We start from the raw sequence: 22216 nt of genomic DNA, 5'->3' as shown, positions 1-22216 counted from the left end.
CACCCGTGCAAGGGGTGCGGACCGCCCAGGTGCCCCACCTGCGGTGCCTACGGTTGCCCGGGCCGGCGGTCTCCGGGGTTGCGGCGCAGCAGGTACGTGTCCATGATCCAGCCCTTGCGCTCACGAGCCTGGGCGCGCAGCCGCTCGATACGGGGCGCGGCCTCGGCAATCGGCCCGGAGACGAGGATCTCGTCCGGGGTGCCTATGTAGGCACCCCAGTAGATGTCGATGTCTTCGTCGGCGTACTCCCGGAAGGCCTGATGGGCGTCCAGCATCACCACCACGTCGTCGACCCCCACCGGAAAACCCCCGGCGAGCCGCCGACCGGTGGTGATCTGGACGGGACTCCCGACCCGGTTGAGTCCCGTGCGATGCCGGGCGACGAGCGCGGAGACGCTGCTGATGCCGGGCACGACGTCGTACTCGAACTCCACCGCGCCCCGCCCGAGGATCTCCTCCAGAATCCCCAGCGTGCTGTCGTACAACGACGGGTCGCCCCACACCAGGAACGCCCCGCTCTCGTCCGCACCGAGTTCCCCGGCGATCAGCGACTCGTAGATCCCGGCCCGGGCCCGGCGCCAGTCCCCGACCGCGGGGGAGTACGCGGCGCCCCCGGCCGTCCGGTCCCGGTCCGGATCGGGCACCTCGACCACGCGGTACGTCCCCTCCGGCACATGCGTGTCGAGCAGGTGCCGACGCAGCCCCACGAGATCCGACTTGGCCTCGCCCTTGTCGAGGACGAAGAACACGTCAGTGCTCCGCAGCGCCCTGACCGCCTGCAGGGTGAGCTGGTCGGGGTCGCCCGCGCCGATACCGATGACATGAATCTTCCGCACGCCCCGAGTCTGCCGCACACCACTGACAACGCGGCCGTCGGCCCAGGTCAGCCGTCGTCAATACGCCTCGACAACCGTGGCGCCCGAGCCCCCGCATCGACGGCCACGGCCTCCCGCTCCACCTCCGCCGCCAGCTCGCGCGCCCAGGTGACGACCCCCGCGAGGTTCATCCCGTACGGCTGTGACCGCGGACCCACGGCTGCCCACTCCTCGACCGCACCGGCCCCGCGCCGCAACAGCCGGACGCCGCCGGTGAAGTTCCCGCGGGCGGCATGCGTGAGCCCCACGGCCAGCTGCGCGAGCCCCCGCCACAGACCGCGCTCCTCCTCCGGCCCCGACTTCCAGGCGTCCTCGAACACCTCGTGCGCGTGGAACGGCTTCCCCGCGTCCAGCAACGCCTGAGCCTCGGCGACGCTCTCCTCGGGCCGGCGCACGACCCCTTCGGGCTGCCGGGCCACCCCACTCTCGCCGTACGGCAGCGGGCGCCCGAGGCCGTCCCGGGGCCGCGCGTTGCGCGCCCGTCCCTCCTGGTCCCGATCCCGCCCGCTCACTGCTGTCCGATCCTCTGGCGCACTGCTCATACCCCGATTGTCGCGCGAACCCTGTCGCCCTTCGGGGCAGCCCCTGACGTGGGGTAAAGTTCTGCAAGCGTGATCACGCGGGGCAACCGCGGGACGACGCACCGGGACGTGGCGCAGCTTGGTAGCGCACTTGACTGGGGGTCAAGGGGTCGCAGGTTCAAATCCTGTCGTCCCGACTGGAGTTTTACTCATAGTCGCAGATCAGAGCCCTGCTTCACTTCGGTGAGGCAGGGCTCTTGATCGTTTTGCAAGGCGACGTGTCACATTTGGTCACAAACCTTGTGGATCTTCTCAGGCGGCGAACAGCTCACCGAGCTTGTCCGAACCGGCCTTGAGGCTCTGCGGATCGGGGTGCACGTAGACCCGCTTGGTGAAGGACAAGTCACTGTGTCCGGCCCAGGCGGAGACCACGGTGTCGGGTACGTCGTTGTTGGCCATCCACGAGAGGCACGCATGGCGGGCGTCGTAGAGACGCACCTTGCGAACACCGGCCTCGGCCATCAGCCGGTGAGCCTCACGGCGCAGCTTGTCCGTCTTGAAGGGGCGTCCCATCTCGTCAACGACGACATAACCGCTGTCCTCGTACGCTTGACCCGCAGCGAGTTTCTCCTCCGCCTGCCGAGTGCGGAAGGTAACAAGCGCTGCTTGGAGAAGCGTGGGCAGCGGGAGGATACGCTTCCCGTTTTGAGTCTTGGGGTCTTTCTCGACCACCTTGTTCCGCTGCCCCTTCGGCAGACTCCGGTCATACACAATGGTGCGCGTATTCCCCACAGCGATGGTGCCATCCCCAGTGAGGTCAACGTCCTGCTCCCAGCGAGTACCGCACACCTCGGCGGGCCGCTCGGCTATAAGCGTCAGAAGCATCACGCCAAAGAGGCGGTCACCTTTGGTCGCCTCGATAAACGCCTTGACCTCTGATTCGTCCCAGGGGCGACGCTGAGCGTCATCCCGGGCGGCTTTGCGTACGGCGTCACGAGACACCCGAACGTGCTCGGCGACATTGCGCGCCACCCACCCTCGACGAACCGCAAGGTGCAGTGCAGACCGAAGCCGACCGAGGGTAAGCCGTACGGAGCGAAGGCTCAGACCCGTACCCGGCTTTCCCCCACGCTGTCGACCGCTCGTGAGCATCCAGTCAACAAACGCCTCAACGTCCTCCTCGGTCAGCAGCTGAAGCCGCTTGTCTCCAAGAAAAAGCCGAGCAGGGCGGATGGCGTTGTCGTAGTTGGAGGCGGTTGCGTCTTCGACACCTCGGGTCGCGCTCTTGAGCCACAGATCGAGAAGCTCGTCAACGGTGACCTTTGTCGGCACCACGAACGTACCGGTCGTGGACTGATGCCGAATGCGGGCCAGCTCCGCGCGAGCCTCTTTCTTGGTATCGAAGGTCTTTCTAATCTGGCGTCTTCTACCACTGCCCTGACGCGGGCCGTCGGTGACGAAGCGGTATCGCACCGTACCGTCCGCAAGCGTGATCTTCTTGATTGGATCACCCACGGTGTCACCTGCTTCTTAGGTTGACCCCCCGAGGTGGTGCTCAGATTGTGAGCCTGACGCGGGACAAAAGCAACAGGCTCCCCCGCCCTCTTAGAGGGCTTCGAGGTACCGAACCAAGGAGGCGGTTAGTACCCGGTAACGGCTGCCAAACGCCACAACCCGAAACGGTACTTCACCCCGCTTGATCAACTCGTACAAGTGAGATTTGGAAATTCCCAGGGCCAAAGCGGCCTGACACACATCAACCGTGGCTGCCCACGAGCGAATCTCATCAAGAGTGGGTTGCAAGGTGATCACTCCTTGGCGACACCGCCCAGTGCGGGTGGTGGCGAACATTCCCAACAGACCGTTGGTGGAGATATGAGGATGCTCGGCTGCACAAGAAGAGGGTCAGCCTACTCCTTCTATTTTATCCGGCCAGCTGCCAAAACCCAAGCAATATCGGGCGAAAAGGGACACGAGGGGAAGATTCTTTTGCTTTTGTGTCTCCTCCCCGTTTTTACCAGCCGCGCCGTACCACCGACAGAGGACGAAAACGCCCCGTGCGCCCGCCGGCAGGCTATCAACCCATCAGTCCCCTACTCGGGTACCGAGTCACCCTCGGTGTTCGCGAAGCGACCAATCTGGTGATCGCACCGCGATCCGTTCTACCGCGTTAGCGGCTTATAGCCACCCGACGGAAGGAAGGTCTGGAAGGAATGCCGTCGGGTGGCCACTGTGGCCCCCCTTGGGGGGTGGACTCGGAGCCGGCACACACCCGAAGGGCTGGTCGTAGACCTTGTGTGCTGGTGGAGAGGACGGGGGGAGTCAGCCGCGCCACCGACCGCAGGAAGGTTGGACTCACCTCGCGGTGCGGCTGACTCCCCCCGTCCGATGACCACCCCGAACCCGCTGGTCAGCGGGCCATTCCTTCCAGCTACAACCGTCCGCAGGACGTCTCCACTGACCCGCTTCTCGTGTACCGCCTGTCGTACCGGCCTGAGACGGTACGACACCCGACCTGCTCAAAACCGAGTACCGAAGATAAACGATCAATCTTGTGACTCACTACGAACCAAGCTCGTAGCCACGTGCACCGTTTTTGGGTACGACGAACCTTCCCCCTAAGGTCCCCCTTGGTGGCTCCCCTATTCCCCGTTCTCTTGGCTCTCTCGTTCCCTTCGCTTGCCTATCGACCTTCGGTCGATGAGGTAACTCAGATTGACTGGTAGTGAACCAGCGTCCTAGAAAGATCCAGTACTTACTGGATCGATCGTGTTTGCTTCGGTCAGTCGGTCACTTCGATCACGGCAGGCTAGTCCGTCTTTATTCGCAAACCCCACTTGCGCGGGGGAGACGGCGGCTGCCTGGTCTGCTTATTGATATAAGCAAATCGACATGGGCCTTGCCTAGTTCCGTACGGAGCGTACGACCCGTACGGGCCGGCCCGTACTAGAGGTACGGGGGGTACTAGGGGTACGGGTAGTACGGGGTAAGCGATATTGAGGTGAGCTATTTTGACGATTGACGTCTTTCAAGGAGAAGCTTGTCGATTGCCTCGCGAACAAAGGCGGACATGCTCCCTACCTCGCCCCGTCTTCTCTCTTCAAGGGAAAGCTGTTGCAGAGACTCATACTGATCTCGCCAGATATCAAACGGATGCCGCTGTTTCATCACTCGCTTGACGAGGGGTACGGGTAGTCCTGGGGGTACCTCCCGTACGGGGGGTACGGGTAGTACGGAATCATTCTTCCTTTGGCGAAAGAAGGCCGATTCTTCCAGATCGTTTTGTATTGCGTCGGTGTTGAGAATCTTGTTCATACATCAAAAAGCTCGCCAATCAACTTGTTATAGGCGAGTGCTGCTGTCGAGCGGGGATTGAACGAAAAGACATCCTGCCGGTTGAAATGCGCGTCACGTAGATCCGTATTGCGAGGGATCACCGTATTGAAAACCGAGCCGGTGTAGGTTTGTCGCAAGATCTGAAGCGAGGTTTTGCTGTTGACGGTCGGATCACTCATGGTAAACAGGAAGCCGGCGAGCTCAAGGTGCGGATTAAAATACTCCTTTACCTCTTTGATCGTCTTGCTGATCTGGACAATCGAATCAAGCTCGAAGTAGCCGGGTGATACAACGACAATCACTTTGTCTGAGGCGGTAAAGGCGTTGATGGTAAGCCACGAGAGAGTAGGGGGACAGTCAATAAAAACGTAATCATAGTTCCCTTTGAGTGCATCGAGTTCTTTTTTGAGCCGCTCCTCTCGGTGGTCGATGGCCGTTGTCAGCTCGACATCTGTGTTGGAGAGCAGGATATGTGACGGAACGATATGGAGGTTGGGAACGCCTGTCTCGTGATTAGGAAGGGGGCTGCGCTCAAGAATCGTCGCAAAAACGGTCTGCTGTTTGGTGATCTGCGGATAATTGTGAAGGAGCACCTTGCTACTGTTGGCCTGGGAGTCGATGTCAACAAGCAAGACGCGCTTGCCTTTGCGGGCCAGGCCTGCGGCCAATGAAATGGTGGATGATGTCTTTCCGACACCGCCTTTCTGTGATGCGATTGAAATGACCATAGGTAAGTTAAATTCACCGAAAACCCAAGCGGGTTATTCCGGCGCAATTTCTTATTCTGTATCAGAATACTGAAAAGTGGCCCCCGATGTCAATAACCAATGAGAAATGGAAATCCAATGGAATTAAGGTGCTTCATTTCAAGTTCAATGCCCGTCGCGAGGCGTTGATGACATTCTGCGCGTCGGCGCTGTAGACAGCGGACTCCTGGAGGGTGCGCCACGTTCGCAAGTAGGCGGCGATGGCGTCCGCGTCGTCAACCCACAGTTCTGCGTGCCAGGTCTCGACAGTGACCAGCCGTTCGTCATGAATCCAGAAGCCGCCTGTAGGCGGGATCTTCAGCGAAGCTGTGAACGGGATGATGCCGAGCTGTACTGTGTCTGTGCCGATGAGCCCTGTCAGTCTGTCCAGCTGAGCGGCGAGTACAGAGGGCGGGCAGATCAATGAGCGAAGCGCCGTCTCGCCAATGAGGATCTTGAAGCGCTTGCCCCTGGCGTACAGCAGCTCTTGTCGCTGAAGTCGCGCTCGCACGGCGTCTTCCGTGTCGCGCGGGGAGCGCTGGAGCTCCGCGTACCGCTGGAAGATCGATCGGGCATAGTCGGGGATCTGGAAAATACCCGGCACGGTGACGCTCTCAAAGCCGTGTACGACTCTGGACCGTGCGTATTCGGCTGCGATCGTCTGTTGCACGGGCTGATGCCCGGCGGCGAGCTGGCGCCGCCATGAGCGGATGTGCGACTCAAAACCCTTGAGCCTGGACAGCAGCTCGTCGTACGCCTGGGGCTGGCCGGTGCCGTCAACCCACAAGCGCAGATCGTCAGGAGTCGGGGTGATCTTTCCGTTTTCGAGCCTGCTGACCTTGGACTTGTGCCAGCCGTGTTGCTCGGCAAGCTGAGTACCGGTGAGCCGGCCTCCGGGGGCCGAGAGCCGCAGTTCCCTCAGGCGTAGCCCGAGCGCTTCCCGCGCCTGTTGATAGTCCGTGCCCACCGGCACTCACCTGCCTGCTTCACTCCTTCGCGGGCAGCAGGGCCGCGAAGCGCTCGTAGGGGATGGCGTGATGCACGGCGGCATCACGCAACATGGAATGCCGGACAACTTCGCCCGGTTCCGTGATGAGTTCAATGTCGGTCAACTGGTCGTCGTCGGTGAAGTTGAGGACGGCAACCAGGCGGCTGTCAAAGATCCAGAAGTCCTGATCACCGAGGTTCAACCGTTCTGCGTCCTCGCGCCAGACGTTGCACATGTTCTCGCCGAGTTGCGCGTTGCGCTCCGCGTTGATCATGAGGTAACGCTGCCCGTCGGTCGGCGGGTTGTCGACGACACGTACACGCCCGACGGACTTGCCCGCGGCGACCTGCGTCCGGATGGTGTTGCAGTACCAGGAGTCCATGTCCCAGGTGACACGGCCGGTAGCAGCGAACTGGGCGTAGGTGTCCGTAGCTTCGTCCGAGGCGTAGCGGCGCCGTGTCTCCAGACGCCATGCCGAGTGCTCGAAGATCTCGAACAGCCGGTTGAAGGCGTCCAGATCGATGATCTTAGCGTCGCGCGTCATGTCCTTGGGTCCCCAGTCCACGAGAAGTTCACGCGGTACCACGATCGGCACCTCACCAGGGCCCAGGTGCTGAAGCCGCGCGATGTCCTCGGGGTCCGTGAGCGGCGGACCGTGCACGATGACCTCTCGCGTGTCGAGATCTTCATGCACGGCAGGGCACCCGGTGTCACCGCTCCCTGTGCCGTTGAAGCGCAGTCGTCGCGCCATGATCAGTGCCTTTCGTCGGGGACTGATCTCCCAAGCTTCCCCGAGACCAACGCTGCGCGGGAGAAGTTCCGTTGCCCTGCGTCGACAACATCCCGCAACTTTCCCGAGTCGTCAAGCAACTTCATGCAACTTCCGTAGCCGTCCCCAACGCCCCTTTTCTAACGTCCTGTTCATGGCCAAAGACATGACGCGGGACGTCGACCCGCACACGGCAATGGAGTCCCTGCGCGAGGCGCTCTACGAGGCGGGTGGCATCGTCTTCCCGTCTCTCTCGGTCGACCACGTGTCGCCGGACTTGAAGCTCGTTGATCTCGGACGGGTGCGCGCTGACGTAGCCGTGCGACTGGCGGACGCCCTACGGCGAGGGGGCCGTGAGTGATGACAACGGAGCATCCGGTTGACGCCCTGGTCGTTGACACCTCGAAGGAAGACAAGATCGGCTACGTGATGGGACACGAGGGCCCATACGTTCAACTGCGTGCACCAGGAGGGGGAGTTGAGTGGGACGCGAACCCCGAGAAGGTCAGGCCGGCGACTGAGACGGAAGCGCTGCGGGCTCGCGTTACCGAACTCAATCGGGCGCAGCGGTTCGGATGAGTACGACTGCTGGCGACGACCTCGAAACGCGGTCTGCTGAGTGCGCGCTCGCCGCTCGTCCTGACTACACGGACCTCCACACCAGATGCCGCCAGATCGAAGACATCCCGCTTCCCCGTTCCAACGGCATCCTGCTCATACGTCGCTGCACGTGCCCGTGCCACACGTACAACCGCAAGCCGTAATCCGGCAGGCTCCTCGACCTGAGCCTTTGGCCGGTGGCCTGCATCGTGGTGGGAGCAAGGAGGGCTTACGCTCGCCAGTGGATCGGGTAGCACTATCGTCTTCGCCGCGATTCAACACTTTTGACAGGATGCCAACCAAATAGGAGAACCAAACCTATGGCCATAAACCCCAACTGGCGCACCAGTTCCTACACGGGGACTGAGAACTGCGTTGAGATCGCTGACAACAACCCCACCATCATTTGGGTCCGGGACACCAAGAGCCGAGACCAAGGGCTCATGGCACTCCAGCCGGCCAACTGGGCACGCTTCGTCGAGTTCACGAAGGAACTCCCACTGTAGCGACACCACCCCTACCCAAACTGCTCATCGCCCTGAGGCTTTGGCCGGTGCCCTGCATCGTGGTGGGAGCGGGAAGGCCTTACGCTCGCCAGCGGATCGGGCAGCAGTACAGCTGCCCTTTAGTGTCCGATGAGGTCTTCCCGCGTCGGGCCCCACCACGAGGGAGGTGGGTAAAGCCTCAGGGCCACTCTTATGCTCGGGGGGCTGCGTTCCACGCGGGCCAATCCCGTGCGGCCTGACGCAAAGCGCGGGCAACGTCTTCGGCAGTGGTGTCCCGGTCGTCATTCCAGCTTGAGACGTCCCAGATGGCGCAGTTGCGCCGCACCCAGCGCAGGAAATAATTCTGCACTCGAAGGCACTGCTCGTACTCTTGATCGAAGTTCGGGTTCGAGAGGGCAAATTCCATGACGGTGCCCCAGATGGCACGCTCAATTGCACCCACGACAGAGACCGGAGCAGACCTGCCGGCCTCCTCTACGGGCTCGATCCAGGGAGGCTCATGAGCCACATCCTCAGGACGGGGCCAGGCAAACGAGCGGAACTGGGTGTGTCCATCGCGATCGATGATCTCAACTGCCTTGCGCAGTACCTCGTCAGGTGTCATTGAGCCTCCCGTGTGGCAGGGATTAGCCCCATGTTACTCCCGGCGTAGGGGCCCCAAGACAGGGCAGGTGGATAAATCTTCAGGGCCACGTCGTAACTCCGTGAGTTAGTACGGCACTTGGCAGAAATCATTGCGCATTAAACAGTCGCGAACATTGGCAGTATCGCATGAAACGTAAATAAAGGATAGATCTGTACATATCAGACACATGCCTGTTGTCATGGAGGCATCGAAAGGGCCGCGAGCTAACAACCAGGAGATCCAATGGTCGAGAACGGCACTGCCTCGGGCTTGGCGTACGAGGCGGGGAGGGCGCTGATCCCTGGCGGGCTAACCACCTCCGTCTTCGGCGTAGCGGGCGGCTTGTGGGGGGCAGAGCTATTCAAAACGAACGGCAAGACCTCCTGCCCCGAGGTGAGCTATGAAACGTCCACGTCCATGTTCCCCCAGCCCTCTAGCTGCAAAGTAACGCTAGATATGCCTGTCATTGGAGAGGTTTACAGCGCGCAGCAGGCAGGCATGATTATGGGCGTTGTCATTGCGGTTGTGGTAGGGCTCATCGCATTGGGATTCGTTTGGAAGTCGAAACGAGCTCACATCTAGTAAGGCTCGGCGACGATCACCTTATAAGTCCACAGGTGAAAGTTTAGAAGTGGGAGACCAAATTCCAGCTCTCTAACGGGAGCTGGAAGCTACGCTACTGAATAAAGATGTGACTACAGGTCCCGTGGGGGAGTCAAAAGTGTCACACGACCTCAAAACCCCGTCGCCAGACAATTCTTCTGCGACATGAGTCCTATGACAGAGCCTCAGCTATGGGATACCCCTTCCTTCCTTTGACGTCATACTGTCGCGGTTTGCCTGCGCGTCAAGGACTTCGCAAGCCGGCTCCGCCGGTCCTTGACCCGAGAGGCAAGCCCGCAAGGGAACCGTCAATTAAGGGGAGGAAGGGAAAGATGGTCAGAACCTAAGTGATGATGTGGTACCCAAGGCGAGCGAACGCCTTGTCAAGGCCGAAGATTTCCAAAGTCCCATACTCGTCGCACGATGCCATGACGACACAGTCAGTGTGACTAACAGATCCGGAAACCTCTGCGAACAACTTCAATGAGGCTAGGAGGGACGAAGAGCTGATGTTGTTGAGGATGGTGAAGTGGTCTGACAGTTCCTCGGCCACCCGCACAGCTGCCTCGTGGCCCATTATGCGACCAAGAATGTTAAGTAACTCCAGGTATACCGCCACTGGAATGAGCATGGTGGTGTGACGATCACGGAGGCGCTCTGCGGCTGCTACAGCTATATCGTGATTGCTGTCTAGTGGATGAAACAGGGAGACGAGTCCGCTCGTATCCGCAATGATGATGTGTGGGCTACTTTCCTCCATACAGGTAGTCGTCGATTCGGGAGGACAGATCAGTAGGCCCTGTGACCTTCAGCTCTTTGCCAAGCTTGGCGAGACGCAAGAGTGCATCCCCGAGGGTCTCCCTCGGCATAGTACGAGCAGTGGGAGCACTGGCACGCAGTTCGCGTCTGAGCTGTTCAGAATGCTCGATATTTATAGGCGTATGCAACATATATCTTTGCTTATAGCATATTTAACACTAGGGAGTCAACGTCTGCCTTTCCTTGCGGAATAGGCAAAGACGGTCCCGGCAGATGAAGAGCCAGGTTTTCTGTGTGGCCCTGGCCTACGGCCGATCAAGGTTGAAGAGGCAGGCGCTTGCGTTGTGGTGACGAGAGGGGCCGCGACGCTGGGCGGCTCGAAGTAGCGGTCAAGGTAGTACTGCTCGACCTCGGCCAGACTCTCAGGTGGCTCGGTGAGGTTGGGGAGTGTGGGGGTGGTGACCTTGCGCACCTCGTCGTTTGGGAGCCTGATGAAGGCTTGGCCGACGCGTAGTTGTTGGATGGACTGGACTTGTCGCTCCCACTGCTCCTGGAGGGCGTAGTACGTCGGATGCGTGCGCTCTTCGGCGGCGTGGTCGGTGACGATGTGCTTGATGGCGTCCGGGTCGACCGTGCCGAAGAGGCGGGCCGAGTGCTCGGCGTCAGGTCTCCCGGCTTTGAGGATGACCTCCATGCCCACGTTCTGAAGGGCTCCCTTGAGTCGGTCTGATGCCTGGCTCCAGTTCTGGTGGGCCATGACACAGAACAGGTTGTACTTGCGGGTTTCCGAGAGCATACGGGTGAGGCTCTCCTCGCTCTGGGCCATGAACTGCGAGAACTCGTCCAAGATCAGAAAGTGTGGGGCACGGCCTGATCCTGCGGCCCGGACGTTGGCCCGACTGAGTGCCGCGGTCTCCATGCCCACAGTGAGCAGACAGCCGAAGAGCCGGCGGGCATCGGGGGACGCGACTGCCAGGTTGACGATGAGGGACGTACCCGAGTCGATGATGGCTCGGAAGTCCAGGACGTTGCGCTCGTGTCCGAGGGCGTAGCGGAGGATGGGCGAGAGAGTCAGAAGATCAGCCCGGTTGAGTGTCGACTCCTTCATCCGGGGTGCGTCCCTTCCCCACTGATCCATGCGCAGCTTGAAGAAGCGAATCACCTGCGGATCGGCAACGTGGGTGAGTAGTTCGTCGCGGAGCGCCTTGTCCGTCAGTAGATCCGACAGGCGGGTCAGCGGGAGTCCTGCCTCGCGCAGTGCCACGACCGAGTGTTTGAGGATGTTCTCAAACGTCGGTGCGCCATGGGCCAGCTCGGGCCAGGCCCGGCGGGCTGCCTCGGCGACGTGCTCGGCCATCGCATGGTCGTCGTAGGGCTGGGCGAGGAAGTTAAACGGCAGATACCGCCCCTCGACGGCAGCGGCCGGTACGTCCAGATACATGAGCCGGGCTCGCTGCTCCGGGGTGACAAGCTGGCGGGCCTGGACGAGATGAGCCAGAACCAACTGGGCCAGATCGCCGTGGGGATCGATGAGAGTGACGGGCTGGCCGGCCAGGTAGAGGGAGAGAAAAAGGGAGGCGAGGAAGTAGCTCTTGCCCGATCCCGTCTTGCCCAGTACGTGCATGTGGACGCGGGCGTCGCTCAGCGGCAGATAGAGGGTCCGTGGCATGAGCCACCTGCGGTACGTGCCAAGCGCGATGCGCGACTGTGAGCGGGCAGGGCGGAAGATCATTTGTCAGGCCAGCCCCACTCTGGCTCCTCCTGGTCTTCATCCATGAGCACCCATGGGAAACCGGGCGGGCTCGGTGGCTCCTCTGGTTCCTTTGGCGCCGACTTCGAGTGAACGGCGGCGGCCTCTTGTTCAGGGACTTCCGGCAGGGGATCGAGCAAACTCACGGGACGGACTGCGCCGGCTGGGTACCAACAAGGGCTGAAGAACAGCTCGAAGGGGTCAGTCTCAACAGGGGACGCCTCGGTGAAGAGGAAGATGTCGGCCAGCTCCGCCTTGCCGATGTCCTCAAGCTCCTCATGTGTCCAGGCACTGAGCTGTTCACGACGTGGCGTACTTGGGGCTGCAACGGCCACCGTGAGGTTGTCGACCTCAAAGGCGCGACGATACGGGCCCTCGGCCCAGGCCGTGAGGGCGGCGATCTTGCGGCGCCAGTGCTTCTGGCCTTCCGTGTCCCGGTCGAGTTCCAAGGTGATTGCCACCGAGGGATCGTCTGAGACCTGAAGCTCAAACCATGCGTCGGGAATGACGGCGACACGGGGCGCATCAGGGCGGCCAGCGGGTTGCACCCGGACACCGCTTCGCTTGAGCTGGCGCTCATTGAGGAGGCGTGGCATCGACACCTGGAACCTGCGACACAGGCTCTCTGCGGCAACGAGAACGTCCACGGCGGCAAGGGTGTGCTCCATGAACGGGTTGTCCCGAGCCTTGGCCCGCTCCTCAGACGGTCGGTAGTACGAACTGGCAAGCACGTCGCCACGACCCGCAACAAAGCGCCGGCCCCTGTCCGCCAGGGTGAAGACGTGCGGTGCTGACCCAATGCGAGGGGCGGGCAGCTCGCGAAGCCTGAGGAGGTAGCCGGCCTCGACCAAGCTACGCAGGCGGCGCTGCACATAGCGGTTGTCGTCGTGCTGGTCGGGATACAGCAGGCGACCCACCTGGGCAGCGGTCATGTACTGCAACCGGTTGATGGCGCGGAGAATCTCCTCGTCCACGGCTCCGATACGAAGCGGGCTGCGAGGCGTAACGCTGGAAGTATGAAGTGCATCGTTCATTGCGCTACTTTGCCAAACGCGCGTGAGAACTCGAACGTCAAGGCCGTAAGACTCCCGTAATAACCGACTATTTCTGCTTCGGTGACCTCCTGCCGATAGAGGGAAGCACTGAGAGGATTTCCTCGGAATTCTGTTCGATTGGGTGGTCCCGTTGCCACTTGGCCCTAGCTGTCGCCTGGGCCAGATCAATCGGAGATGGAGCCGCTTTGGTGCTGACCTGACCGTGAACCAAGCGCTCCTGCCTCCGCCTAATCTCTTCCTCGACCTGATCGCTTGGTGTGCCATAGCGATCACGGCTCGTGCTACGCATATGTTCTATTTTCAGCGGGGGTGACGTAATTGGTGAGCGTTTTGCCCTCCTAGCCCCATACCGCCAATCGCGCATAAAATCTGACATCCTTCTTTGGAACTCCTCCGTCTTGATATACGTTCCTATCTCAGGCGAGTGACCGCTGAACTGCAGGATATCTAGAGGTTCTGGATTTCTGATCTTGGAACTGATTCTCAGTGCTCTCTTAAGCTGATCGTCAAAATAATGCGTCTCGGCCTGCGTTTTGGCGTTAGCGGGAGCCGGCGTCTGGACCCTATGTTCAGTCATGGGGCCTCTCCTCGGGATCGAAAACCTTGCAGTACGCGACGTATCGGGGGAGCTGCGTCAACATGTTGGCAATTTCAGCTTGCCGATCTGCGTGGGTTTGGTCGAGCTCCTCGACATAGTCAAACCACTGGGCGTTCACTTGGTGCTCGTAAGACAGGGGGTATGATGTGCCGCCCGGAAAGATCGAACGAACCATTTTCGACCCACGCACGGTTTCCTGTGACGGCTTCTCGCCGAGGTACTCTTTGTGGTGCCGAGTTGAGTGGTGACGCGCATAATGAAGCTCAGCACGCTCACGCAATTCGTGATATTGAGTTTGGTCTCGGTATAGCTCGGCTATCTTTCCCGCGAGCCAGGTAACACCCTCAGGAAACTGATCAGGTACCCAGTGGCCATAAAGTGGCCAGGGAGTCTCCTCGCTAACTCGCCGCTCGTATCCGGGCGGAGGAGCTGATCCGAGGCTATCATCGGGAATGAATCTAACGGACGATCGTTCGTAACGAGGGCCTAGTATTTCCGCGAGTTCTTTTTTGAATGACTTGACCCATGGAGCGTCATCGCTCAAGCGATAGTTGAGAGAAAGAAGCCCGGACAGCCACGACCAATGGCTGGTGCCAAGAATGTAGAAATACTGCTCCCAGATGGCATTACTTTCAATCATGCCTGAACGAGTGCACGTGTCATGCTCTAGCGCGAACTCGACCAAATAATTAAAATATGCACCAGAAGGATTGAACGGCATATGCCAGCTCATTGGTTTGTCGACAGGGAGGGGAAGGAGCCCTTTGCGGATTCGATCAAACGGAAAGCTCCCGTCGTAGACAAACGTGCGATGCCCAGATTTCGCTTCGACGGTAAATGGCTCATTGAGGCTTTTCTCTAGGATGGATAGCCTGCGCTCGGCGAGGTCGGCGCGCTCTCTAGCCGGATACAACTTGCGCGACAGGTCGTCGTATTGCTTCTTGGCCGTCTCGCTGTCCCAGATTTCTTCATCCCACTCCTTATACTGCGGATCGGTGCGCTGCCTGGCAACCTTCTTGGTTCGAGTAGGCGTGCAGTCAAACTCGTTAGCTACGATCGGTGCGTCTTCCCCTGAGAGCTGAAAGGCGATGAGGGATTCGACGTGCAGCGCCTCTCGCTGGGGCGTCTGAGCGAGGTTTTGATGTGCGATGGTTACGCCCAGGCCGTACTTGCCGCCCTCCTCAAGAAGCTGCTGCGTGGTGGAGGTGGCGAACCGGCCGTACTCGTCCAGGTACAAGTGCACGCGAGACCGCGGCCCCTCGGAGACCGAGCGCTGGTGTATGAGGTTGCTCAGAACCGAGAGAAACACCATGCCAAGGAACGAGACGGACTCACGATCCAGGCCGACGAGGTTGAGGATGAGGGTTCCGCCCCCGTCCATTGCCTCTTTGAACGGAACAGTCGTCCTGGCCTGTCCAATCATGAGGTGAATAAGGTCATCTTCAAGGAAACGGCCGACCTTGTTGAGTACGGGGTCGCGCCTCTCTTGCTGGCGCTGTCGCGTACTGGATTCGTACTCCTGCCAGTACTGATGCACACCTGGATTGCTTACCTGGGCGAGAGCGGCATGTCGAAACACCGGGTCTAGGTAGAGCTGAGGTATCTCCGCCATGGTTAGGCCATTGGCAATAAGCACGCGGGCAGTGTTGCGAAGTCCCGAGTCAATTACCGGCAGGAGCCCGCCACCCTCCACACCCATGAGCTTGTGAAAGATCCCAACGACGTTACCAACTGTGGTGGTTATGACTTCCACGCTAGCCGCAGGAGGACACTCATAGAGGTTCAGCCCAAACGGGCGGTCACCATTCGCTTCGACCAGGATGAGCTTGTCCCGTATATCAGAAGGTGCAAGGGAGATAAGGCGCTTGGTGAGGTCACCATGGGCATCAATCACGATGGCGGCTGTGTCATCTCGCATGTCTTGCAAGATCAGGTGCTCAAGCAGGGTGGTCTTGCCGAAGCGGGACTTGCCGAGGATGGCTACGTGAGCTGTGCGGCGGTCGTAGCGCAGGTAGACGGGGGTAGCACCGTCGTGACCGAGCAGAACATTGGAGCCCATGACGTGCAGCCCCTTCTGGAGAAGGAGGGACGCTGTCTCTTAGCGTCAAGCGTAGGCCTGCACACGCCGAGGGGCACGTGGAAGCGGTACTGAGGCGTCAACTCGTCATCGATGAAGGCGAAGCCAGGTGAGGACCCGTTGAACCTGCCGTCTCAGGGGACGATCAGCCTTCGATGACTGACGGCCCTCTCTGGAGGCCTCGTCGGATGGCTTCTGTTCTGTTGGCTGCGACCGAATAAGCTCCTTGGCCATCCGCTCCTCAGCCGCCTTGTGAGTTCCACCTGGTCCCCATATCAGCTCGTCTATCTTGGCGGTCGTAGGATCTTGCGCGGCCTTTGCGTACTCTTCGTCAATGCGTGCCTTATCCTCAGGCGATCCCGCGCGCTTAGGATATTCCGAGAGCCAGCTAGGCTCTTCTGGTTGTTGTACTTCTCCTCCTTCTGGCATATATAACTGTTTTTCTCATATTCGACACGCGAGTGTCAAGACGCAAAAAAGGGACGACAGGATTTGTGTCGTCCTAAAAGAATGCGCAGGGAGACCTGGTCTGTTTCATGGTAGAAAAGTAGTAGAGGCGCCGACGCGCATCCACGGCCAAGCCCGAAGGCTTGCTCAGTGTCGTGTTACCGCAACTGAGTAGATCTCCTGCGCCGTCTTGGTCGTGCCGTCTCTGCCCTGGTACTCCCGCTCATGGAGGTAGCCCACGACCTCGATCTCGTTTCCCTTGACCAACTCGCCGGCTTCGGTGCGCGTCTTGAGTGCTGCTGCGCGCTCGCCGAAAGCCACGATGTTGTGCCACTTGGTCGTTCCGTCGTCGAGATGCACGGCCAGGGGGAACTTGCCGACGAGCTTGCCGCCCGCGGTTTCCCGCACCGTGGGGGTACGTCCGAGTCGACCAACCAGCTTGACCCGCTGACGCTCGGCCTCGCCGGCCTCCGACTCCTCCTTCGCGTCTTGCTCCTGCTGCGGCGCGCCTTCCGTGGGCTTAGCGGGCTCGGGCGTGGATTCAATCTGCTGGATCATCGGGCGCACATCAGGGAGGGCACCAAGTGCCCGGGATGGTTCGGGCCCAGGCTTCTCCGGCGGCTTGGCTCCCTGCACGGTGACAGGTGGGCTGTCCTCCTCGGCCGGGGCCTGGACGGCCTCATGGCGCGTGATGATCTGCTCGGTGTCTTCCATGTCCTGTGGGAGGCCATCGACCGCAACCGGCCCGGCATCGACCTGGTAGCCAAACGTCAAGCCACCATCGGGATGAATGGTCGCCGTGGAGTGCTCGTGCTCCTGGTCCTTCTGCATGAAGACGATGCCCTCGTCCTCGACGTGGGGCAGCATGTCGCCGAAGAGCTCGATACGAGCGCCCTTGGTGGTGATGCGGGAAACGCCACGCTCGGGGAAGGTATCGAGACTCAGAAAGGTGCCGTTGCTTCGCACCTGGAAGTGCTGGCCCTCGCCGTACGCGGGATCGGTCACCGCTTGAGCCTGGGTGCCGAGCGCCTTCGCGACGGCTTGTGTATCAAATGTAGGTCTTGCTCGTTCTGTCATACGAGAACGGATTATACGAGGTCAGAACGAGGAAAGATGTAAGACAGATTACTCGCGCAAAAAACCCTATTTACCCAATACTGCTTGAGGTCGACCTTGACCTTCCCGCTTCCATGCTTTAAACTAACTTACCGAATGAGTCGTCTTGCTCTCCTCGATGAGGAGTTTAGATGGGGCCAACCACCGGTAAATTCCCTTGCGGCTTACTGTATGAAGATGGTTCCTGAGAAGTAGTCGTCCACCTGCGGCTCGCTAGGGCTCTGCAGTGCCTTCATTTCCCAGACAGTGCCAGCCGCGGGCAAGCTTGTGGAATCCTGAGTGCTGCTCTCATCGCGCCAAAGCGGGTTGACAGTAGGCTGGGTCTGCGACATTTCCTGAGGCGTACTCATAGGGTTTCTCCTGAATGCGCGAAATATTCTGCGCTTATGTTCTTGGTGATCGGGTCCGCCCCGAGATGTGCTCTTTTCCATACAAGTCAAAAATGATCTTACCATTTCTGGTGATCATTTACAATGGTAACTTTGCGTGATGACTCCAATGTAGGCCTCCCCGCCCTTGGTGGGCCGCCACGACTCCCATGTTCTGCGCAAGTCACACATGTCATGCGCATGACATATAGCTCCGTCTGGCTGATCTTAAGGCGTCGGCTGTTAGCGCGCAGGAGATCGCTGGTAGTAGCAAGGTTGGCAATAGGGTGCTTATTTGAGGACAGGAGCAAGGCCAGTGGGATCACGGGAACATGAAGGGGAATCCAAGGACACGCAACAAGGAGCGGAAAATCCTAAGCAGGACCAGGGATGTGAGGACCGAGTCTCTGAACTGCGAGAACCTCCAAAGATTCGCGATGATGTTGTATTCGGTCTCTTGCGTAATCCTCTTGCCTGGCGATTGCGTGCAGTTGAACAAATCGAACTCTCAAGTGCCATCTTCGCGGATAGGCGAAGGTCAATCCAGGCCATGCCGCTTCGTGAGTTGCTAAAAGGCATCGCCGCAGATGGGGTGCAGAGTACTGACACCCACGCCCGGCTCTACCTGCCAGTGGGAAACTTTCCCAAGAGGCAGCTGTTCGACTTCGACCTTACTGTAGATGGCGAGATCGCTTTCCTTCTTCCTCGTGCTGCCCATGGATATTTTCAATCTCGTTTTCTGGAGACTTTGGCGTCTGAGTGGGCTGGAGATTTCCCTCCTGATCTAATGGCACTCCTTGATGCGATCTGTCAGTTTCCTGTTGGCCCATGGCAGACAATTCACGAACGGAGCAAAAAAGTAAAGGGTAAGAAAGAGGCTTTCACGAGTCTGCTTTGTGAATACCTAACGGCCAAAGGGTTGGCGAGTCATTTTGGGAAAACGGAGCTATCTCCTCCTGACATTGCATCTTTTCAATGTGCTATTGAGCCACTCCGGCGAGCAGTATGTGAAAACTCCCCTCCAGACATTAACAGCGCATCGGAGAATCCACTACTGGCGCTTCCGTACCTAGATCGGCAATGGTTGCCCGACGAGGATAGAACAAGAATCCTTTTGGAGCGACTTCGGAATCTAGTCACCGAAGGAAGTCGAAATAATACTGCCAATGCCAAGCGGTTCGTGAGGGTGTATTCGGACTACGGTAGAAACTGGGATGCACTCGCCGAGTGCAAAGTTCCCCTCGATTCCCCTTTTCTGATTAAAGTATCGGAAAGGAGGGCCCTGCCGCTAAGAGAGCCTCAAGGAGGTGTCATCGACGACGCTAGGCATCATGAAGGACTGCGTCGAAAGATTCGACGCAAGAGGGTCCATCAGCTGGTCAACTTTGCCGATGCTCGAACAAATCACGTGAGCGTTCGGATGATGGATGCTTCTGTAGAGTTGATCAGAGAAAAATGGAAGCCCATGGACGAGCGATACCTCCCTATCGCGCCCGTATCGCCACCTGATGCATCAGAAGCAACCGACGAAATCATCGCGTTCTATGATGCTAAGCCCGGCCGTAAAGAGCGGATGTGGCTCGAACTTCCCTTGCGTCCTTCGAGCGGTGTAATCGCCACAAACCTGGTGATCTTGCTCCTGACGCTGACCGCTATTGTTGGATTTGTGACCTTGGTTTCTAATGCTGGAGGAATTGGAGGGGGTAAAGATCTGTCGGGAAATGATGTCGCGGTTCTACTGGTGCCTTCCGCTGTTGCGGCTGCCCTATTGCTCGTGCGGCATAGTACGACCCTCGCCGCTGAAGTGAATCGAAAAGTCCACTATGGCGCTGCTGTATTGCTTGTTGGTCTGTGGCTACTCACGCTTATTCTGTATATGACCGACCAAGTCTCATTCGGCGAACTCGAAAATTCTTCGGCACCGCAAAAGGTTGACGAGAGACTCGATCGACACACACTCATGGTGCGGGTTGAACATCATTAAGCTCGAATTGTCCTTGTGTGTGATAGCCCGATTCCTCGCTATCTAGGCGTATCTACTCGCTCGGTGTACAACCGAATTGCCTCGTCAGGCGTCGGAGGCTGTACCTTGGCCTTTACTGCACCTGTATAGTCGATGAGGAATGCTCGAACCTTTTCTGGGTCCGTTGCCTCCACGAAACGTGCTTCAAAATCCGGAGCAACTTCCTTAGCAGCCTCGGTTACCTGCTCCTGATTCTTCTCAGTCACAGCTTTCGAGGCCTCAGCCCAACTGATGGAATGGTCTTTTCCCAAGGAAACCTGTGTTGGTAGCCGGCCTGCAATGGCGAACATGAGAAACACGAGTGCCAGTACAAACAAACTGGCAGTCCCCGCTTCGCTCGCGTCCTTCTTGAAGGTGGCGACAATGCCAAACGCTAGAGTGGTGAGCCCAACTGCTGCGCCAAACCAGCGAAATAGCGGCCGAATCGTTCGACGACGAGTCTTAGTTGGCGTCATTGAAGTGACCTCCATTGCGAAACCGTCGATCTCCTCCCCTCCAGGTTGGCACAACGTGGTGTGAGTCACACCTCGGATCACAGCGATGGTCTGTCGAAACCCCATGGCGCATCGAGAGCCGCTCCCTCGATGATGGGCCGATGGCAGAACGCGACCCCAAGGACGACCTGATCCGTCTCGAAAACCTGATCAGCAGCGACCTTCACACGTACATCGACCCCATGAACCGAGCCGCAGTCATCGGCTGGGGCCTCTTCTTCAACGTGGCTCACCAGGTCCGTGCGATCCTCACCCTGCACCAGGCCGGCGCGTGCGGCGCAGCTTCCCCGAACCGACGGAGCGCTCTGGAGTACGCCATCACGCTGCGATGGTGTGTGGACCAAGGCGACCGGATGGGCGACATCTATAACCGAAAGCTCGGGGCCGACCAGATCCAACTCGCCAAGGCCCTCAAGGCGGACGGTACGAAGGACCGCTACAAGGACGCCTACGAGATCATGGTCAAGACCGTGAAGACGGTGAAGGAGACCATCCCGGCGGATCCAAACGAGCGCCTGGCCAAGATCGAGCACCTGATGGAGGGCTACCGCCTGACGATGGAGCGGACGTTCTACCAGGTCGATTCGCGCTTCGCGCACCCGACGCTCACGGGCGCACAGATGTTCTTCAAGGACGACGGCAAGGACTTCCACGTCAGTCAGATGCCGATCCACGAAGAGCTCGTGGCCTGCCAGCTGTTCTGCCTGTGGATCTTCCACATCGCGATGCTGGCCTTCAACGAGGTGCTTACCGGCAAGCCGTGGACCACCGAGCTTGAGCAGGTCGCCAAGGAGCACGGGTTTCCAACGACGCTCCCACAGTGGCGGGAGCCCGGAGGGCCCAGCGCGCAATAGATCAGGGAGCCTCATCGGAAAGGGGCGCTCAGATTACCGAGCGCCCCTGTGTGCCTGCTCCCTTCAGACCGTAAAGGGATCCTGCTTAACGAACCGGTTGTTGGTCGGACCGACGACGTAGAGGTTTGGGCTCTGGGTGGCCGGCATCTTCTTGAGGATCTCGCGGTGGAACGCCTTGTAGCCACCCGTGAACTTTCCGCCGTTCCAGACGTCAAGCAGGGTCGCAGTGAAGAGGCCGTTGCGCAGGCCGTCAGCTGCCAGCTGGTTGTCCTGGCAGGCGGAGATGAGCAGGGCGGTCGCGCCCAGCTCACGATGGTCCTTGGCGTTCAACTTGCGCTGGATGTCGTCGAAGAACTCCTTGTCCCGCTCGTAGAGTTCGGCCTGCTTGTCCAGGGGCATGAGCCTGGACGTCGTCTCGACCTTGTTGGGGTCTTTCGTCTGGAACTGGTCCTGCATTGCCTCGGGCGTGAGGATCTCGCGGACCTTGATGCCGCTGCCGCTGTGACAGCTGTCCATGAACGCCAGGATCCGAACACCTTCGGCGAATCCCTCGAACTCCCTGTACAGCTCGTCGTCGATGTACTCCCGGTCGAAGAGACACATGGTCTCGTCAAGCCGGTCCGACTCGTCCTCGGGACCGTTGAGGTCGGGTACCTGCCCACCGTGACCCGAGTAGGTGAAGAGGAGGATGTCACCGCTTACCAGCTTCTTGGCGGCCTTACGAAGTTCTGCGGTGACCTTCTTGACCGTCGCGTCTGCCGTGAGCAGTGTCGTACCCGTGAATCCAGCTTCCTGGGCCAACTGAGCCATGTCGCGCGCGTCGTTCTCACAGGCGATGAGCTTGCCGTCCCAGCCGCCGTACTTCTTGGGATCGACCTTGTTCAGCCCGACGTGAATGGACATACCAGTGGCAGCCATCGAGGCGTCTCCTTCGGTGACGGACGGGATGAACCGTCCAGACGGGGTGCGGGTGTCGACTGCACTAGTTCCGTGCCCCGCTCCTACCTGAACCCGCTTATAGATCCAACCGCCCGATTGGACGTGCCGATGTCGTAGGCCATCTGAATGACTCAGGGCCCTGCAATGGTGTGTTGATCAAAAGCGCG

21 protein-coding genes and 1 tRNA gene are annotated in these 22216 nt (G+C 59.5%); 6 read left to right on the top strand and 16 right to left on the bottom strand.

Annotated features, from left to right (window positions below):
* Positions 1–47: 47 nt before the first annotated feature.
* Together cobF and OG734_RS05575 are read right to left on the bottom strand one after the other, a co-directional pair.
* Positions 48–836, bottom strand: a complete 789-nt coding sequence (cobF, locus tag OG734_RS05580; protein ID WP_330286337.1) for a precorrin-6A synthase (deacetylating) — start codon at positions 834–836, stop codon at positions 48–50.
* Between the two features lie 47 nt (positions 837–883).
* On the bottom strand, positions 884–1417 hold the full coding sequence (locus OG734_RS05575) for a DUF309 domain-containing protein (protein ID WP_330286336.1): 534 nt from the start codon (positions 1415–1417) through the stop codon (positions 884–886).
* Positions 1418–1519: 102 nt separating this feature from the next.
* Between OG734_RS05575 and OG734_RS05570 the strand changes: the two genes are divergently transcribed.
* Positions 1520–1593 (top strand) — tRNA-Pro (locus OG734_RS05570).
* Between the two features lie 115 nt (positions 1594–1708).
* Here OG734_RS05570 and OG734_RS05565 read toward each other — a convergent pair.
* The 5 genes from OG734_RS05565 to OG734_RS05545 all read right to left on the bottom strand — a co-directional run bounded on the left by OG734_RS05565 (position 1709) and on the right by OG734_RS05545 (position 7217).
* Positions 1709–2911, bottom strand: a complete 1203-nt coding sequence (locus OG734_RS05565) for a tyrosine-type recombinase/integrase (protein WP_330286335.1) — start codon at positions 2909–2911, stop codon at positions 1709–1711.
* Between the two features lie 90 nt (positions 2912–3001).
* Positions 3002–3247, bottom strand: coding sequence for a helix-turn-helix domain-containing protein (locus OG734_RS05560; RefSeq protein WP_330286334.1), 246 nt, complete (start codon positions 3245–3247; stop codon positions 3002–3004).
* 1460 nt (positions 3248–4707) lie between these two features.
* A complete protein-coding gene (locus OG734_RS05555) occupies positions 4708–5460 on the bottom strand; it encodes a ParA family protein (RefSeq protein WP_330286333.1) in 753 nt (250 codons plus the stop codon).
* 133 nt (positions 5461–5593) lie between these two features.
* Positions 5594–6445, bottom strand: coding sequence for a helix-turn-helix domain-containing protein (locus OG734_RS05550; RefSeq protein ID WP_330286332.1), 852 nt, complete (start codon positions 6443–6445; stop codon positions 5594–5596).
* A 19-nt stretch (positions 6446–6464) separates the two neighbouring features.
* Positions 6465–7217 (bottom strand): DUF6879 family protein, encoded by a 753-nt coding sequence (locus OG734_RS05545; protein ID WP_330286331.1) that lies wholly within the window; start codon positions 7215–7217, stop codon positions 6465–6467.
* A 172-nt stretch (positions 7218–7389) separates the two neighbouring features.
* Between OG734_RS05545 and OG734_RS05540 the strand changes: the two genes are divergently transcribed.
* From OG734_RS05540 to OG734_RS05535, 3 genes are all read left to right on the top strand, one after another.
* Entirely contained in the window at positions 7390–7596 is a 207-nt protein-coding gene (locus tag OG734_RS05540; protein WP_319129926.1) for a hypothetical protein, read from the top strand.
* On the top strand, positions 7596–7814 hold the full coding sequence (locus OG734_RS47885) for a hypothetical protein (RefSeq protein ID WP_443064829.1): 219 nt from the start codon (positions 7596–7598) through the stop codon (positions 7812–7814). Before OG734_RS05540 ends, OG734_RS47885 begins: the two co-directional genes overlap by 1 nt.
* Before the next feature lie 341 nt (positions 7815–8155).
* The gene (locus OG734_RS05535; protein ID WP_330286330.1) at positions 8156–8341 is read left to right on the top strand and encodes a DUF397 domain-containing protein; all 186 of its coding nucleotides are present in this window, start codon (positions 8156–8158) and stop codon (positions 8339–8341) included.
* Positions 8342–8531: 190 nt separating this feature from the next.
* On the opposite strand, the gene OG734_RS05530 is transcribed toward OG734_RS05535, so the two are convergent.
* The 7 genes from OG734_RS05530 to OG734_RS05500 all read right to left on the bottom strand — a co-directional run bounded on the left by OG734_RS05530 (position 8532) and on the right by OG734_RS05500 (position 17332).
* The gene (locus OG734_RS05530) at positions 8532–8945 is read right to left on the bottom strand and encodes a DUF6197 family protein (RefSeq protein WP_330286329.1); all 414 of its coding nucleotides are present in this window, start codon (positions 8943–8945) and stop codon (positions 8532–8534) included.
* Positions 8946–9912: 967 nt separating this feature from the next.
* The gene (locus OG734_RS05525; RefSeq protein ID WP_330286328.1) at positions 9913–10329 is read right to left on the bottom strand and encodes a PIN domain-containing protein; all 417 of its coding nucleotides are present in this window, start codon (positions 10327–10329) and stop codon (positions 9913–9915) included.
* Between the two features lie 225 nt (positions 10330–10554).
* A complete protein-coding gene (locus tag OG734_RS05520; protein ID WP_330286327.1) occupies positions 10555–11997 on the bottom strand; it encodes a type IV secretory system conjugative DNA transfer family protein in 1443 nt (480 codons plus the stop codon).
* A 59-nt stretch (positions 11998–12056) separates the two neighbouring features.
* Positions 12057–13052 (bottom strand): replication-relaxation family protein, encoded by a 996-nt coding sequence (locus OG734_RS05515; protein WP_330286326.1) that lies wholly within the window; start codon positions 13050–13052, stop codon positions 12057–12059.
* 127 nt (positions 13053–13179) lie between these two features.
* On the bottom strand, positions 13180–13710 hold the full coding sequence (locus OG734_RS05510) for a hypothetical protein (protein ID WP_330286325.1): 531 nt from the start codon (positions 13708–13710) through the stop codon (positions 13180–13182).
* On the bottom strand, positions 13703–15790 hold the full coding sequence (locus OG734_RS05505) for a helicase HerA domain-containing protein (RefSeq protein WP_330286324.1): 2088 nt from the start codon (positions 15788–15790) through the stop codon (positions 13703–13705). Before OG734_RS05505 ends, OG734_RS05510 begins: the two co-directional genes overlap by 8 nt.
* Before the next feature lie 612 nt (positions 15791–16402).
* Positions 16403–17332 (bottom strand): single-stranded DNA-binding protein, encoded by a 930-nt coding sequence (locus tag OG734_RS05500; protein WP_330286323.1) that lies wholly within the window; start codon positions 17330–17332, stop codon positions 16403–16405.
* Between the two features lie 723 nt (positions 17333–18055).
* On the opposite strand from OG734_RS05500, the gene OG734_RS05495 reads away from it, so the two are divergent.
* Complete coding sequence (locus tag OG734_RS05495) at positions 18056–19723, top strand: hypothetical protein (RefSeq protein WP_330286322.1); 1668 nt, start codon at positions 18056–18058, stop codon at positions 19721–19723.
* A gap of 38 nt (positions 19724–19761) precedes the next feature.
* Here the strand turns inward: OG734_RS05495 and OG734_RS05490 are convergent, their stop codons facing one another.
* The gene (locus OG734_RS05490) at positions 19762–20286 is read right to left on the bottom strand and encodes a hypothetical protein (RefSeq protein WP_330286321.1); all 525 of its coding nucleotides are present in this window, start codon (positions 20284–20286) and stop codon (positions 19762–19764) included.
* A gap of 71 nt (positions 20287–20357) precedes the next feature.
* On the opposite strand from OG734_RS05490, the gene OG734_RS05485 reads away from it, so the two are divergent.
* Positions 20358–21110 carry a DUF5677 domain-containing protein gene (locus OG734_RS05485; RefSeq protein ID WP_330286320.1) on the top strand — a complete coding sequence of 251 codons (753 nt, stop codon included), beginning with the start codon at positions 20358–20360 and terminating at the stop codon, positions 21108–21110.
* A 63-nt stretch (positions 21111–21173) separates the two neighbouring features.
* Here OG734_RS05485 and OG734_RS05480 read toward each other — a convergent pair whose 3' ends face one another.
* A complete protein-coding gene (locus tag OG734_RS05480; protein ID WP_330286319.1) occupies positions 21174–22028 on the bottom strand; it encodes a caspase family protein in 855 nt (284 codons plus the stop codon).
* Positions 22029–22216: the final 188 nt, after the last annotated feature.

The sequence above is a fragment of the Streptomyces sp. NBC_00576 genome (assembly GCF_036345175.1).
Classification (GTDB): Bacteria; Actinomycetota; Actinomycetes; order Streptomycetales; family Streptomycetaceae; genus Streptomyces.
This window is presented reverse-complemented; position numbering and strand designations above follow the sequence as displayed.